This is a genomic window from Streptomyces sp. NPDC014801 (assembly GCF_043082085.1).
GTDB lineage: Bacteria > Actinomycetota > Actinomycetes > Streptomycetales > Streptomycetaceae > Streptomyces.
The window spans coordinates 198,724-214,374 of record NZ_JBIBXG010000013.1 but is presented as its reverse complement, the minus strand read 5'-3'; the positions used below and the strand labels follow the sequence as shown (position 1 = coordinate 214,374).

The window sequence follows — 15,651 nt, the reverse complement described above, 5'->3', positions numbered from 1 at the left end:
CCGTTCAAGCCTCGGGCATGTCTGGGGAAATCCCTGGTCAGGACGTTCGTTCGAGCCGTAGGATGACGCGCTCCGGCCATCCCGCGGATTCCCGCCCCACCGGGACCGCCCGACCCCGCGCCCTCGGACCTCCCCCACCAGCGGCGCAGTGACGATGGACTCCCAGACCTCGCAGTCATCCCAGGCATCCCAGTCACCTCACACACCTCAGACACCGCATACGTTCCAGGTCGACCTGCGCGGACTGGTCGACCTGCTCTCCCACCACCTGTACTCCAGCCCGAAGGTCTACCTGCGCGAGCTGCTGCAGAACGCGGTCGACGCCATCACCGCGCGCCGCGCCGGGGAACCGGACGCGCCCGCCCGGGTGCTGCTGTCCGCCGCGGACGGCACCCTGCGCGTGGAGGACTCCGGGATCGGGCTCACCGAGGCGGACGTGCACGCCCTGCTGGCGACCATCGGCCGCAGTTCCAAGCGGGCGGACGGGCTGCGGGAGGCGCGCTCGCAGTTCCTCGGGCAGTTCGGCATCGGACTGCTGGCCTGCTTCGTCGTCGCCGAGCGGATCCGGGTCGTCAGCCGCAGCGCCCGCACCCCCGACGCGCCGCCGGTGGAGTGGACGGCGCGCGACGACGGTTCGTACACCGTGCGGACGCTGCCGCAGGCGGAGCGGCCCGATCCGGGGACGACGGTGTACCTCACCGCCCGCCCCGGGGCCGCCGAGTGGCTCGCGCCCGAGCGGGTCCTGACGCTGGCACGGGACTTCGGCTCGCTGCTGCCCTACGACGTGCGGGTGGGCGAGGAGCAGGTCACCGACCTGCCCGCGCCCTGGGACCGCGCCTACCCCTCCCCCGCCACGCGCCGGGTGGCGCTGGCCCGGCACTGCCACGAGCTGTTCGGCTTCACCCCGCTGGACACGATCGACCTGAGCGTGCCGCTGGCCGGCATCCGCGGCGTGGCGTACGTGCTGCCGTCGGCGGTGAGCCCCGCGCAGCGCGCCGGGCACCGGGTGCATCTGAAGGGCATGCTGCTCACCGAGCGCGCCGAACAGCTGCTGCCCGACTGGGCGTTCTTCGTGCGTTGCGTGCTGGACACCGACAGCCTGCGGCCCACCGCCTCGCGCGAGGCGCTGTACGAGGACGAGACGCTGGCCGCCGTGCGCGAGGCGCTGGGCGAGCGGATCCGGTCCTGGCTGACCTCGCTGGCCGCCGGTGACCCGGAGCGGCTCGCGGCCTTCCTGTCGGTGCACCACCTGGGCGTGAAGTCCCTCGCGCGGCACGACCGGGAGATGCTGCGCACGATGCTGCCGTGGCTGCCGTTCGAGACGACGGACGGCCGGCTGTCGCTGGAGGAGTTCGCGCAGCGGCACCCGGTGGTGCACTTCACGCGCACGGTCGAGGAGTACCGGCAGGTCGCGCCGATCGCATCCGCGCAGGGCGTGGGGGTGATCAACGGCGGCTACACCTACGACAGCGAACTGGTCGTGGCACTGCCGTCGGTGCGGCCGGGCACGGTGGTCGCCGAACTGGACGCGGACACCGTGACCGCGCACCTGGACTCCGTGGACGCGTCCGTGGAACTGGCCCTGTCGGGCTTCCTCGCGGCGGCGCGGGCCAAGCTGGACCCGCTGGGCTGCGACGTGGTGCTGCGCGCCTTCCACCCGCTGTCGGTGCCGGCGCTGCACCTGGACGACCGGACCACCCGGCACGAGCAGGCCCGCGCCGAGGCCGAGGAACAGGCGGACGAGCTGTGGGCGGGCATCCTGGGCTCGCTGCGCGGCAGCGCTCCCCGCGCGCGCCTGGTGCTCAACCACCTCAATCCGCTGGTGCGCCGGATCAGCGCGCTGAGCGATCCCGAGCTGATCGGCACCGCCACGGAATCGCTGTACGGGCAGGCGCTGCTGATGGCCCAGCGGCCGCTGCGGCCCGCCGACTCGGCACTGCTCAACCGCGCCTTCATCACCCTGCTGGAGTGGGCGACGCACGGGGAGGACGAGGGCCGATGAGCGAGATCACCGACTTCGACTCCCTGCGCCGTGCGATGGCGGAGAACTCCGAGCAGCCCGAGGGACCCGCCCGCAACGCCCGCGCGGAGCAGCTGCTCGCCGAGGCGGAGAAGCTGGGCATCCCGCTCGCCGTGATCGAGGCGCTCGGGCACCAGCTGAAGGTCTACAACTACAGCTCCGAGAAAGCGAAGATGTTCGTCCCGTTCGCGCGGTTGCTGCGCATGTGGGACGAACGGCCCGAGGACTTCGACGCCTACGAGGCGCACTCGTTGCACTGGGTGTTCAAGTGGATGTCCGCGGGCATGCTGGACCAGCCGCACATCCCGCTCGCGTCCATAGAGAAGTGGCTCGGCGAGATGGAGCACCGCTACCGGCTCGCCGGGTACTCCGAACGGGCGGTGCGCAGCGCGGAGTTCTCCGTCGCCGCCCATGTGGGGGACGTGGCGCGGGCCGGGCGGGCGTACGCCGCGTGGCTGGCCGCCGACCGGGACGACATGGCCGACTGCCACGCGTGCGAACTGCACCAGCAGGGCTCGTGGCAGGCGCGGCAGGGCCGGGACGCGGAGGCCGTCGAGCTGTGGCGTCCGGTCCTGGACGGCGAGTTCACGTGCGCGCACGAGCCGCACGCCGCGCTCGCCTCCTCGCTGCTGCCGCTGCTGCGGCTGGGCCGGGTGGACGAGGCGCGCGCCCACCATCTGCGGGGGCTGCGGCTGGTGCGGGCCATGGAGAGCATGCGCGGCGCCTACGCGGACCACGTGGAGTTCTGCGCCCTCACCGGCAACGAGGCCCGCGCGCTGGAGCTGCTCGCCGAGCGGCCGGCGTACTTCACCGACGACGGGCAGCCGCGCAGCAGGCTGAGCTTCATGGCCGTGGTCGCGCTGCTCATGGACCGGCTGGTGGAGCTGGGCCTGGGCGGGCGGACGGTGCCGGGCCCGGCGGGCCGGTCCTGGACGGCGGCCACGCTCGCGGCACACGCGCGTGCCGAGGCGCTGGCGCTGGCCGACGCCTTCGACCGGCGCAACGGCACGTCGTTCATCAGCGACCGGACCCGCGAACGGATGGACCAGCGGCCCGTGCTGGAGCGGCTGCCGCTGGGCGTGCGCTCGGTGCGGACCGCTCCGGCCGTCCCGGTGGCCGCGCCCTCGCCGGAGCCGGAGCCGTCCGGGGAACGCGACCTGCCGGCGCTGCTCGCCGAGGCCCGGCGGATGTCCGAGACGCTCCAGCCGGACGCCCTCCAGGCGTGGGCGGCGGTCGCCCGGGCCGCGCAGGGTGTGGAGCTGGCACCGTACGACCGGGCGGAGCTGCTCGACCACGAGGCCATGGCCCGGGGCGAGGAGGGCGCGGAGCTGTTCGAGCGGGCCGCCGAGCTGTACGCGGAGGCGGGCGACGAGGGCGAGGCGCTCGCGGCACGCGCGCGTGGGGCGTACGTGCGGGCGCTCGCCGGTGACGTGGACGCCGCGTGCGCGGCCGTCGCCGAGCCGTACGAGCGGATCCTCGCCCTGTACGCCGAGGACGGCACCGGGCTGCGGCAGACCGCGTCGGTGCTGATGAGCAGGGCGAGGATCTGGATGCGGCCCGTGCACGAGGCCGACGGCCCGGTGGACGGCGAGGCCGCCGAGCGGGCCGAGGAGGCCGTCCGGGAGGTGCTGGCCCTCGTGGAGGGCCGCACCGGGGAGGACGTGCGGCTCGCGGTGCGGCAGGCGGAGGCCTGGGCGATGCTCGGCGAACTCGCCGGGCGCGGCGGGGACCCGCGCGCGGCCGCCGAGCTGTTCGCCCGGGCCGCGCGGGAGTTCACCGACGCCGGGGTGCCCTGGTTCGCCGTCGAGTACGAGGCGCGGCTGGCGCAGCTCGCCCACCACCTCGGTGACCCGGCCGAGGCCGAGCGGGCGCTGCGGGCCGCCCTGGAGCACGGCGGGGCGCAGCTGGCGCCGGCCGGGCGGGCCCAGCTGCATCTGCAGCTCGCCGAGCTGGTCGGCGGCCGCGGCGCCGTCGCGGAGGCGTCCGAGCACGCCGCGGAGGCCGCGCACTGGGCCGACGAGGCCGGTGACGGGCCAGCGCTGGGCGCCTGGGCGCGGCAGCAGCTCGGCGGGCTGCTGGTCCGGCAGGGCCGGTGGGCCGAGGCCGCGGAAGTCCTGGAGTCCGCGCTGCCCGACCTGAGCGCCGAGACGCACGGCGACGGCGCGGTCGTCCAGACCCTGTGGTGGCTCGGCGACTGCCTGGGCGAGCTCGGCGAGCATCGCGCGGCGGCGGAACGGCGGCTGCAGGCGGCCGACATCGCCCGGCACTGGCCGGAGCAGCAGGACCACGCCACGCTGGCACACCTCGCGGCGACGAGCCTGGAGTTCGCCGACCTGCCCCAGGAGGCCGCGCAGGCCTACGCGCGCGCCGGTGAGCTGTGGCGCACGGTCGGCGACGTCCACGGCCTGGTCCGCTCCCTGCGCGCCCGCGCCTGGCTGGCCCTGCGCACGGACGATGACCTGCCCCGGGCCCGCGAGCTGATGACGGCAGCGGTGGAGGAATGCGGTACGGCGCTGACGGCGGCGGGCGGGGCTTGCGGTACGGCGGGGGCGGCGGACGAAGAGCCGGCGGCGCCCGGCGTGGACTCGGCGCACGGTGCGGCCTCGGCGCCGGGCGGGGACCCGGCGCCCGGTGACGACGAGGCGCGGGAGCGGCTCACCGCGGAACTGGGCCACACCCACCGCCAGTTCGGCGACCTGCTGGCGCGGTCCGGCGCGGACCGGTTCGAGGAGGCACTCGTGGAGCTGGAGAAGGCGATCGCCGTCTTCTCGACGCTCGGCGCGGACGCCGTCCACGCCCGCACCGGCGCGGAACTCGCCGCGGGCCGGCTGGAGGCCGAACTGGGCCGCTCCGACGCCGCCCGGGCACGCGCGCGTGCGGTCCTGTCGGCCTACGAGCACGCCCCGGAATCCGACGAGCCGGCCACCACCCGCCGCGCGGAGGCGGAACAGCTGGCCCGGGACGTACGGGAGGCGACGGGGTAACGGCGGAGGCGTCGGGGTACGGCGGGGGCGTCGGGGTACGGCGGGGGCGTCGGGGTACGGCGGGGGCGTCGGGGTACGGCGGGAGGCGGCGGGCTGAGAGGCCGGCAGGCGGGGCACGCGAGTGGCTCGCAGGGCGACGGGCTGAGGCCAGGGGCACGCCAGTGGCTCGCAGGGCGACGGGCTGAGGCCGGCAGGCGGGGCACGCGAGTGGCTCGCAGGCGGCCGCCCAGCCGCCGGAGAGGGGCGCCCGGCGGGAGCGGCGGGCCGGTCCGCCGCCCGTACGCCGACGCCCCGCCGGCGGCCAGACCACCAGGCGCTCACAGCCCGCGCACAGCAGAGCCGGCCACCCGGACACCGGCGGCGGGTGGCAGGGCACGGCCCGGCGGCCGGGACACGGCGGCCCGCGGACAGCGAACCGGAACAGGGGGCGGGAGCCCGGCGGCGGGCCCGCCCCCCCGAGTTCGGTCGACGGATGAGAAGCGGCGGCGCAGAGTCGGCGGGCCGGTGGGGAGCCGGTTGCGGCCGCGGACGCGCGCGCTCCTCAGAGGTGGGGCCGTCCGGCTTCTACTCCACGCCGATGAGCAGCAGGGTGCCCTGGCGGCCGCCTCGGTAGATCACCGTGTCGACCGCCAGGTAGGTCTCCCGGACCCGGGACTCCAGGCGGTCGGTGACCCCCTCGGGGGCGTCGTCGCCGAGGACGAGGGTGACGAGTTCGCCGCCGGCGGCGAGCATGCGGTCGAGGACGGTCTCGGCGGTCGTGGCGACGTCCGCGCCGATCACGGCCACGTCGCCGTCGATGAGGCCGAGCACGTCGCCGGCCTGGCAGATGCCCGCGGTGGTCCAGGACTCCCGCTCGGCGACGGTGACCTCGGCGTAGCGGGTGGCGCCCGCCGCCGAGGTCATGGAGACCACGTCCTCGTCGAAGCGGCGGTCCGGTTCGTGCACGGCGAGCGCGGCGATCCCCTGGACCGCGGACCGGGTGGGGATGAGCGCCACCCGGATGCCCTCCGTGCGGGCCTGTTCGGCGGCCGCCGCGGCGGTGTGGCGCAGCTCGGGGTCGTTGGGCAGCAGGACGACCTCGCGCGCGTGGGCACGGCGTACGGCCTCCACCAGCTCCCCGCTGGCGGGCGGCTCCCCGGGGCGGGCGAGCACCGTGGTGGCGCCGGCCTCCGTGTACAGCCCGGCCAGGCCCTCGCCGGGGACGACGGCCACGACGGCGCGCTGGGCGCGCTCCCGGGGCGGGCGCTCCCCGCGCGCGGTGTGCGCGTCACCGGCGCCGAAGTGGGTGATCCGGATCCGGTACGGCCGCCCGGCCTCGACGCCGGCCTCCACGGCGGCGCCGGCGTCGTCGACGTGCACATGGACGTTCCACAGCCCGTCGCCGCCGACCACGACCAGGGAGTCGCCGAGGGTGTCCAGGCGGCGGCGCAGCCGGGCGACGGCGTCGTCGTCGGCCTCCAGGAGATAGATGACCTCGAAGGCCGGCCCGCCGTCCTCGGCGGCCGCGTCCGGGCACGCGCCGAGAGCGCCGAGGGCTTCCATCACGTCCACGCGCGCGTGGACGTGGTCCGGCGCCGCCGGGGTCTCCCCCGTGAAGGTCGCCACGAGCGCCCCGAGCACGGCGACCAGGCCGCGCCCGCCGGCGTCCACCACCCCGGCGCGTTCCAGGGCGGCCAGCTGGCCGGGGGTCGCGGCGAGGGCGGCGCGCGCCCCCTCGTAGGCGGCCCGGGCGACGGTCCCGCAGTCGGCCGACGCGTCGCCCTGCGGTCCGTCCGCGCCCTCCGCGGCGTCGGCGGCGGCCGCGGCGACCGTCAGCACCGTGCCCTCGACGGGGTGGGCGACGGCCTGCCGGGCGGAGTCGGCCGCGCACCGCAGCGCGCGCCGCAGCCCCGGCCCGTCGGTGTGAGCATGGTCACCTTCGGCACCGAGCACCTGCGCCATGCCGCGCAGCAGCTGGGCGAGGATGGTCCCGGAGTTCCCGCGTGCCCCGATGAGCGCGCCGTGCGCCATCGCGTGCACCGCGTCGCCGAGGGACGGCCGCCCGCCGCCGGTCTCGTACCCGGCGAAGACCGCCTCGACGGCGCCGGCCGCGGACTCCAGGGTCAGATACAGGTTGGTGCCGGTGTCCCCGTCGGCCACCGGGTACACGTTGATCGCGTCGATCTCCTCGCGCGCGCGCCCGAGGGCGTCCAGCGCGAGACCGCACCAGGTGCGTACCGCGAGAGCATCGAAGAATGTCTGCGGCACCTGCGCCACCTGCGCCTCCCTGAGCTGCTGGACGTGGGACGCAGCGTAGACCCCGGGGTGGTGCCCACCGGAAGAGGGCCGTGGGCGAGGGGCCGGGACGCCATGGTAATTTCGTTGTACCGACGCAGCCGTTGTATGCTGCTCCGGTTGCCCGATCCGATCGGGCTGTTCCCCTGGCAACGCCACTCAGATCTCAGATCGTTCACAGATCATAGGATCTGGATCCCGGCATGCCGGGATCAACCGTAAGTGCATCTGAAGTCTTTGGAGTGACCCGTGGCTGCCAACTGCGACGTCTGCGGCAAGGGGCCGGGCTTCGGCAACAACATCTCGCACTCGCACCGCCGTACGTCCCGCCGCTGGAACCCGAACATCCAGCGTGTGCGTACCGTGGTCGGCGGGACGCCGAAGCGCGTGAACGCCTGCACCTCGTGCATCAAGGCCGGCAAGGTCTCGCGCTGACGCAACGCTAAGCGCGCGGCCACTGTCGGTTCGCTGCACTGAGCCGGTCCACCTCCGGGTGGGCCGGCTTTTTGCCATGCCCACGGCCCGCTGCCACCTGCCAGAATCCGGGGAATGCGCTTCGGCATCCTGGGCCCACTGGAGATCCGCACCGGCGACGGCTCGCCCCTCGACCCGGGCGGTCCGCGCCCCCGCGCCCTTCTCACGCTGCTGCTGCTCGACGCCGGCCGCGCGGTGCCCGCCGACCTGCTCCTGGACGGCCTGTACGGCGCCGAGCCGCCCGCCGAGGCCGCCAACGCGCTCCAGTCCCAGATCTCCCGGCTCCGCCGGCGCCTGGCCCCGCACGCCGGGATCGAGGCCGCGCCAGCCGGCTACCGGCTCACCGCCGGCCCCGACACCGTCGACGCCCACCGCTTCTCCCGCCTGGCCGCCGAGGGGCGCGCGGCCCTCGGCGCCGGTGATCACACCCGGGCGGCCGCCCTGCTGCGGGACGCCCTCGCCCTGTGGCGCGGCCCCGCGCTGCCCGACCTGCCCGGCGCGCACGCCGAGCGCTCCCGGCTCCAGGAGCTGCGGCTGACCGCCGTACAGGACCGGATCGAGGCCGATCTGGCGCTCGGGGGCGGCGCGGAGCTGGTGCCGGAGCTGCGGGCGCTGCTCGCGGAGCATCCGCTGAGCGAGCGGCTGTACGGGCAGCTGATGCGGGCCCTGCACGCGGGCGGACGGCCCGCCGAGGCGCTCACCGTGTTCGAGGAGGCCCGCCGGACGCTCGCCGAGGAGCTGGGCGCCGACCCCTCCCCCGAGCTGGCCGCCCTGCACGCGGACCTGCTGCGGGCGCGGCCCGACGCCCCGGCGCGGAGGCGGCTGCCCGCGCAGCTCACCCGGTTTGTCGGCCGGGAGACCGAGCTGGCCGGGATCGCCGCGTCGCTGGCCGCGTCCCGGCTCGTGACGCTCACCGGCCCGGGCGGCGTCGGCAAGACCCGGCTCGCACTGGAGGCCGCCGCGCAGGCCCAGGAGCCCGGGCCGGCCACCCCGACCGGGGCCGGGGCCGGGTCCGTGCCACGTGCTGGCCAGCGGGCCGGCGCCGACGTGTGCCTGGTGGAACTCGCGGCCCTCACCGACGGCGAGCGCATCCCGTACGCCGTGCTGGCCGCGCTCGGCGTGCGCGAGGGCTTGCGCGCCCCCGCCACGGACGCCACCGACCGGCTGCTGGCCGCGCTGGAGGACCGCGAGGTGCTGCTGGTGCTCGACAACTGCGAGCACCTCGTCGAACCCGCCGCGCGGACCACGGCGCTACTGCTGGCCGCCTGCCCCGGCGTCCGCGTCCTGGCCACCAGCCGCGAGTCGCTCGGCATCACCGGCGAGGTGCTGGTCCCGGTGCCGCCCCTGCCCGAGGAGCCCGCCGTACGGCTGCTGCTGGACCGGGCGCGGGCCGTACGGCCCGAGCTCGACGGCGGGGACGCGCGCGTGGCGGAGATCTGCCGGGCGCTGGACGGCCTGCCGCTGGCGATCGAGCTGGCCGCGGCCCGGCTGCGCACCCTCTCACCGGGGGAACTGGCCGACCGGCTGCACGACCGGTTCCGGCTGCTGGCCCGCGGGGACCGCGCCAAGGCGCCCCGGCACCGCACGCTGCGCGCGGTCGTGGAGTGGAGTTGGGAGTTGCTGGACGAGGAGGAACGCGAGCTGGCGAGCCGGCTGACCGTGTTCCGCGGGGGCGCCACCCTGGACGCGGTCGCGGCGGTGTGCGGGGTGCCGCACCCGGAGGACGTCCTGGCGTCCCTGGTGGAGAAGTCGTTCCTGGAGGTGTCCGGCGGCCGCTACCGGATGCTGGAGACGATCCGCGCGTACGCCGCCGGGGAACTGACCCGCGGCGCCCCGCCCGGACGGGAGGAGCGGACGGGCAAGGAGCGGTCGCCCGGGCAGGAGCGGGGGACCGGAAAGGAGCGGGCGACCGGCCTGACTCAGCCGCCCGGGCAGGAGAAGGCGACCGGCCTGGCTCAGCCGCCCGGGCAGGAGAAGGGGACCGGCCGGGCGCAGCCGCTTGGGCAGGAGCGGGAGGCCGGGGAGAGACCGACCGCCCAGGAGGCGTCGGCCGCCTCGTACCCGCAGCCGGCCGCCCCGTCTCCGCAGCCGGAAGCCGCGGCACCGGCCGTGGAACGGCGGCCCGCAGCCGGCCGGTCCGCCGGCACCCTGTCGCCCGCCGCCGCCCCATCGCTCCCCGACGCCCCGCTGTCCCCCGCCGTACGCGACCTGCAAGAGGCGCACGCCGCGTACTTCCTGCGGCTCGCGGAGCGGGCCGAGCCGTACCTGCGCGGTGGCGGGCAGCTGCCCTGGCTGGACCGGCTGGCCGCCGAGCAGGCCAACCTGGACGCCGCCCTGCGCCATCTGACCCGCACCGCCCCGCGCGACGGCCTGCGTCTGATGGCGGTCTCGACCTGGTTCCGGCGGCTGCGCGGCCTGCACGGCGAGCGCGTGCCGCAGGCGAGGGCACTGCTCGCGGCGGTCGGTGACGAGCCGCCCCGGGGGCTGACCGAGGAGTACGCCCTGTGCCTGATGAACGCGGTCTCCGGGCAGGGCGACGACCCGGCCGACGCCGGTCTCGTCGCGCGCGCGGCCGTCGTGATGGCCGGCCTCGACCGGCCGCTGCGGCTGCCGTTCACGGTGATCCTGTGGTCCCTCACCGGCGGCCCCCGGCTCAGCACCGACGCGCACGTACGCGTGCAGGTCGGTGACGAGCCGTGGGGCCTGGCGCTGCTGGAGCTCGGTCTCGCCTACCAGGAGTGGTTCTCGGGGCGCTCGGCACAGGCCGAGGAGGCCTTCACGCGCGCGTGGAAGGGCTTCTCGGCGACCGGGGACCGCTGGGGCATGGCCAACTGCCTCGACCCGCTCGGCGGTTTCGCCTACGCCCGCGGCGCGTATCCGCGGGCCCTCGCCCTCCTCGACGAGGGCCTGGCCCATGTGCGGGAACTGGAGGCGCCCGAGGAGACCGCGGACCTGCTGCACCGGCGCGGCTACGTGCTGCTCGCCCAGGGCGCGCACGAGGAGGCCGCCGCGCACTTCGCCCGCTGCCGCGACCTGGCCCGCACCGCCGGCGCCGCCGACAAGGTGGCGGGCGCGCTGCGCGGCCTGGGCGACGTGGCCCGCCACCGCGGCGACCCGGCAGGCGCCCGCGCCCACTACGAGAGCGCCCTGCACACGTGCGCGGCGACCTGGTTCAGCGTCGGCGAGACGGTCCGCATCCTGATCGGCCTGGGCCGTACGGCCGCCGCCGGGGGTGACGCCGACGCCGCCCGTGACTGGCTCGCCCAGGCCCGCGCCCAGGTCCTGGAGTCGCACGACAGGCTGCTGCAGGCCGATGTCGCCGACGCCCTGGCCGGCCTCGCCGCACGGCCGGAGCAGGCGGCCGAACTCCTGGGCGCGGCCGTGGGCCTGCGCGGCATGCCGCTGGACGGCGACCCCGACGTCGTCCGCACGACCGCACGCACGCGTGCCGGCCTGTCACCCGAGGCGTACGACGAGGCCTTCACCCGGGGCAGGACCCTGCGGTCGACGGCGCTCGGCGAACCGTGAGCGGCAGGCAACCGCAGGCGGTCCACGACGGTCAGCGGCGGTCAGCGAACGGTAGGGGAACGGTCAGCGCCCCCCGCGAAGCTCCTCCCATGACCGAGAACACGACCGCACACCCGAGCCGTTCGCGCCACCTGAGCCGTTCGCGCCACCTGAGCCACCTGACCGTCCTGATCTCCGGCGCCAGCGTCGCCGGACCGGCCCTCGCCCTCGGCCTCGCCCGGTACGGCGCGCGGGTCACCGTCGTCGAGAAGGCGCCCGCGCTGCGCGACGGCGGCTTCGCCGTCGACTTCCGCGGGCACGTCCACCGCCGGGTGCTCACCGCGATGGGCATCTGGGACGACGTGCACGCGCACCAGACGCACATGGGCCGGCAGTGTGTCGTCGACGCCGACGGCACTCCGCGCGTGGACCTGCCCGCCGAGATGATGAGCGGCGACGTGGAGATCTCCCGCGGCGACCTGGCGCGGATCATGTACGAGCGCACGAAGGACCGCGTGGAGTACGTCTTCGGCGACTCGATCGCCGCGCTCACCGACACCCCCGACGGGGTCGAGGTCTCCTTCGAGCGGGGGGCGCCGCGCCGCTTCGACCTCGTCTTCGGCGCGGACGGGCTGCACTCGAACACCCGCCGTCTGGTGTTCGGCGACGAGTCCCGCTACCTGCGGTTCTTCGACCACTACGTGGCCGGCTTCCCGATGCCCAACCACCTGGGCCTCGACCGCACCGGCCGGCTCTACAGCGAGCCCGGCCGCTGCGTGGTCATCGGCAACTCCGACGGCGATCCGGAGCGGGCGGGTGCCCTGCTGGTGTTCCGCTCGGAGCGGCTGGCGTACGACCGCCGGGACGTGGCGGCGCACAAGCGCATCCTCGCCGAGCGGTTCGCCGGGATGGGCTGGGAGACGCCGGCGGTGCTGAAGGCACTGGAGGAGACCGACGACCTGTACTTCGACGCCATCGCGCAGATCCACATCGACCGCCTCACCCGGGGCCGGGTGGCGCTGATCGGCGACGCCGGGTACGGGGCGACGATGGGCGGGATGGGCACCGGCGTGGCGATCGTCGCCGCCCATGTCCTCGCCGGGGAGCTGGCGCTGGCGGGCGGCGACCACCGCACCGCGTTCGCCGAGTACGAGACGCGGATCCGGGACTTCGCCCGGGGCTGCCAGAAGATCTCCGGCAACGCGGGCCCGTTCTTCGCCCCGGCCACCGAGCGCCGCATCCGCAGCCGGGACCGCATGTACCGGCTGCTCGGCTCACGGCTGCTGGCCGGCTTCTTCAAGCGGCTGACGGAGAAGGCGGCGACGGCCATCGAGCTGCGGGACTATCCGGCGTGAGCGCGCCCGGCGTGACCGCGTCCGGCGTGAGCGCGCGGTCCGAACGCGCCCGGCCCGGCGGCACCCCGCCCGGCGTGACCGCGCGGACCGAACGCGCCCGGCCCGGCGGCACCCACCCGAAGCCGCCGGGCGCCGCCCGAAGTGAGCGGGCCCGGCGTGAGCGCGCGGTCCGAACGCGCCCGGCCCGGCGGCACCCGCCCGCCCCCCCCGGGCGCCGCCTCGCACGTACCCCGAGGGGGTCGGGCTCAGGGAGTCGTCCTCCGCAGCGCCCACCCGTGGTCCACGGGCCCGATGCCGCCGCCGAGCGCGAACCCGGCGGCGATCGCCCCGGTGACGTACTCCTTGGCCGCTGCGACGGCCTCCGGCACGGACCGTCCCGTGGCGAGGCCGCAGGCGATCGCCGAGGCGAGGGTGCAGCCCGTGCCGTGGGTGTGCCGGTTGTCGTGGCGCGGGGCGCGCAGCCAGTGCTCCTCCTGACCGTCCGTCAGAAAGTCCACCGCCTCGTGCGCGCCCGCCCGCCCGGTCCCCCCGGCCAGATGCCCGCCCTTGATCAGCACCCAGCGCGGGCCGTACGCGAGGACGGCCTCCGCGGCGCGCCGCATGTCCTGCTCGGACTCGACGCGGACGCCGGTGAGTTGGGCGACCTCGTCGAGGTTGGGCGTGGCGAGGGTGGCCGCCGGCAGCAGCTTGGTGCGCACGGAGTCCAGCGCGGAGGCGGCGAGCAGCGGGTCGCCGTGCTTGGACACGCCCACCGGGTCGACGACCGCGGGCGCGTCGGTGCCGGTGAGCAACTCGGCTACGGTCTCGACGAGTTCGGCGGAGGACAGCATCCCGGTCTTCACGGCCTGCACGCCGATGTCGTCGACGACGCTGCGGTACTGGGCCCGCACCGCCTCCACCGGCAGTTCCCAAGCCCCCTGCACGCCCAGGGAGTTCTGCGCGGTGACGGCGGTGAGCACGCTCATGCCGTGGACGCCGAGCGCCAGCATCGTCTTCAGGTCGGCCTGGATCCCGGCGCCGCCGCCGGAGTCGGAGCCGGCGACGGTGAGCACACGAGGGGGCGCGGCGGTCACGACTCGATGTCCCCGAAGTGGTCCCAGCCGCCCTTGCTGGTCCAGGGGGCGCCGTCGACGGTCACCTGGGGCAGCGCGGAGGGGTTGAGCACCTCGCCGATCACCTTCCAGCGGGCGGGCAGCTTGGTGTCCGGCGGGAAGGTCGCCACGATCGCGTGGTCCTCTCCCCCGCTGAGCACCCACTGCAGCGGGTCGACGCCGACCGCCTGCCCGATGTCGTGCATCTGGGTGGGGATGTCGATGGCGCCGGAGCGGATGTCGATGCGCACCTTGCTGGCCTCGGCGATGTGCCCGAGGTCGGCGATCAGGCCGTCGCTGACGTCGCACATGGCGGTGGCGCCGAGCGCGGCGGCCGCGGGACCGGCGTGGTACGGCGGCTCGGGGCGGCGGTGGGCCTCGACGAAGGCGCGCGGCGAGCGGAAGCCCCGGGAGAGCACCGCGTAGCCGGCGGCGGACCAGCCGAGCCAGCCGGTGACGGCGACGAGGTCGCCGGGCTGGGCGCCGGCCCGGGTGACGGGCTCCTGGTTGCGCAGGTCGCCGAGCGCGGTGATCGACACCATGATGGTGTCGCCGCGCACCACGTCCCCGCCGACCACGGAGGCGCCCGCGACCTGGCACTCGTCGCGCAGGCCGTCCATCAGCTCGGTCGGCCAGGTCACCGGCAGTTCGGCGGGCACGACCAGGCCGAGCAGCAGCGCCGTGGGGACGGCGCCCATCGCGGCGATGTCGGCCAGGTTCTGCGCGGCGGCCTTGCGGCCCACGTCGTAGGCCGTGGACCAGTCGCGGCGGAAGTGCCGGCCCTCCAGCAGGATGTCGGTGCTGGCCACGACCCGCCGGTCCGGCGCGGCCACCACGGCGGCGTCGTCGCCGGGGCCGACCCGGACGGCCGGGGTGGTGGTGAGACGGGAGGTGAGCTCCCTGATGAGCCCGAACTCCCCGAGCTCACCAACAGTGCCCTTCATTGCCCTTGCTCCCCTTCTGTCTCTGTGCGTGCCCGGTCGCGCGGCACCAGTGTCCTCGATACCGTCGAAGTGACCGGCCGCAGGTCCCCCGCCGAGGCGACCGGCCCCCGGTGAACGGTCCCCGCAGCCACCCCGCTCCGCCCTGTCCGCACCCCGGCACGCACGGCCCGGTTCCCGCAGGTCTCCCCGCGGGGAGCCGCGACGCGATACCGTGGCGTTCCTTTTCCCCACATGATCCTCGTGGCCGCCCTGGAGGTTCCGTGGTACAGGCGTACATCCTGATCCAGACGGAGGTCGGCAAGGCGTCGACCGTCGCCGAGACGATCGGCAAGATCCCTGGAGTGATCCAGGCCGAGGACGTGACGGGTCCCTACGACGTCATCGTCCGCGCGCAGGCCGACACTGTCGACGACCTGGGCCGCATGGTGGTCGCCAAGGTCCAGCAAGTGGACGGCATCACCCGCACCCTGACCTGCCCGGTCGTGCATCTGTAGCCCCCGTCTACCCTTGGCCGGTGAACTTCTTGCGTCGCCGGCCCCTCGGCCTGCCCGTCCTCGCCCTGCTGATCGCCGTCGCCGGCTGCTCCTTCGCAGACGACAGCGCGTCGGTGGCGGTTCCCTCGCCGGGGGCGAAGACGGCGGCGCTGTGCCGGGAGCTGGACCGGGCGCTGCCGGCCGAGGTCGACGGCCTCGACCGCCGGGACCCCAGCCCCGCGTCACCGCTGACCGCGGCCTGGGGGGACCCGGCGATCATACTGCGGTGCGGTGTCGAGCGGCCCGCGGCGATGAACGACGACGAGGCCGACGGGGTCGACGTGGACGGGGTGGGCTGGCTGCTGGAGAAGCAGCAGGACGGCTCGTTCCGCTTCACCACGACCCTGCGCAGGGCGTACGTCGAGGTGATGATCCCCGCCGGGCGCACCGGGGACGGCCTGGCACCCCTGGTCGACCTGGCCCCGGGCATCAAGAAGGCGATCCCCGAGGGGATCGCCGACTAGCGGGG

Annotated in this window: 10 protein-coding genes; 7 read left to right on the top strand and 3 right to left on the bottom strand. The window is 75.7% G+C overall.

What is annotated here, in order from left to right; genetic code table 11:
* Positions 1–154 precede the first annotated feature (154 nt).
* Entirely contained in the window at positions 155–2,002 is a 1,848-nt protein-coding gene (locus tag ACF1AL_RS30450) for an HSP90 family protein (RefSeq protein WP_391828316.1), read from the top strand.
* Positions 1,999–5,004: a tetratricopeptide repeat protein gene (locus tag ACF1AL_RS30445; protein WP_391828235.1), complete on the top strand. Its 3,006-nt coding sequence runs from the start codon at positions 1,999–2,001 to the stop codon at positions 5,002–5,004. The genes ACF1AL_RS30450 and ACF1AL_RS30445 overlap by 4 nt, the downstream gene beginning before the upstream one ends.
* Positions 5,005–5,568: 564 nt before the next feature.
* Here ACF1AL_RS30445 and ACF1AL_RS30440 read toward each other — a convergent pair.
* Positions 5,569–7,260, bottom strand: coding sequence for a DAK2 domain-containing protein (locus ACF1AL_RS30440; RefSeq protein WP_391828233.1), 1,692 nt, complete (start codon positions 7,258–7,260; stop codon positions 5,569–5,571).
* Between the two features lie 267 nt (positions 7,261–7,527).
* Here ACF1AL_RS30440 and rpmB point away from each other — a divergent pair, with 267 nt between their 5' ends.
* The 3 genes from rpmB (at position 7,528) to ACF1AL_RS30425 (ending at position 12,614) form a co-directional block, all read left to right on the top strand.
* Positions 7,528–7,713: a 50S ribosomal protein L28 gene (gene rpmB / locus ACF1AL_RS30435; RefSeq protein ID WP_003993230.1), complete on the top strand. Its 186-nt coding sequence runs from the start codon at positions 7,528–7,530 to the stop codon at positions 7,711–7,713.
* Positions 7,714–7,827: 114 nt separating this feature from the next.
* A complete protein-coding gene (locus tag ACF1AL_RS30430; RefSeq protein ID WP_391828231.1) occupies positions 7,828–11,280 on the top strand; it encodes an ATP-binding protein in 3,453 nt (1,150 codons plus the stop codon).
* Between the two features lie 89 nt (positions 11,281–11,369).
* On the top strand, positions 11,370–12,614 hold the full coding sequence (locus ACF1AL_RS30425; protein ID WP_391828229.1) for an FAD-dependent monooxygenase: 1,245 nt from the start codon (positions 11,370–11,372) through the stop codon (positions 12,612–12,614).
* A 245-nt stretch (positions 12,615–12,859) separates the two neighbouring features.
* Here the strand turns inward: ACF1AL_RS30425 and thiD are convergent, their stop codons facing one another.
* Both thiD and ACF1AL_RS30415 read right to left on the bottom strand, forming a co-directional pair.
* Entirely contained in the window at positions 12,860–13,687 is an 828-nt protein-coding gene (gene thiD / locus ACF1AL_RS30420) for a bifunctional hydroxymethylpyrimidine kinase/phosphomethylpyrimidine kinase (protein ID WP_391828227.1), read from the bottom strand.
* Positions 13,684–14,649 (bottom strand): thiamine-phosphate kinase, encoded by a 966-nt coding sequence (locus ACF1AL_RS30415; protein ID WP_366837205.1) that lies wholly within the window; start codon positions 14,647–14,649, stop codon positions 13,684–13,686. The genes thiD and ACF1AL_RS30415 overlap by 4 nt, the downstream gene beginning before the upstream one ends.
* 260 nt (positions 14,650–14,909) lie before the next feature.
* On the opposite strand from ACF1AL_RS30415, the gene ACF1AL_RS30410 reads away from it, so the two are divergent.
* Both ACF1AL_RS30410 and ACF1AL_RS30405 read left to right on the top strand, forming a co-directional pair.
* Positions 14,910–15,143 carry an Lrp/AsnC family transcriptional regulator gene (locus tag ACF1AL_RS30410; RefSeq protein ID WP_029384521.1) on the top strand — a complete coding sequence of 78 codons (234 nt, stop codon included), beginning with the start codon at positions 14,910–14,912 and terminating at the stop codon, positions 15,141–15,143.
* Between the two features lie 20 nt (positions 15,144–15,163).
* Positions 15,164–15,646 (top strand): DUF3515 domain-containing protein, encoded by a 483-nt coding sequence (locus ACF1AL_RS30405; protein WP_391828225.1) that lies wholly within the window; start codon positions 15,164–15,166, stop codon positions 15,644–15,646.
* Positions 15,647–15,651 lie beyond the last annotated feature (5 nt).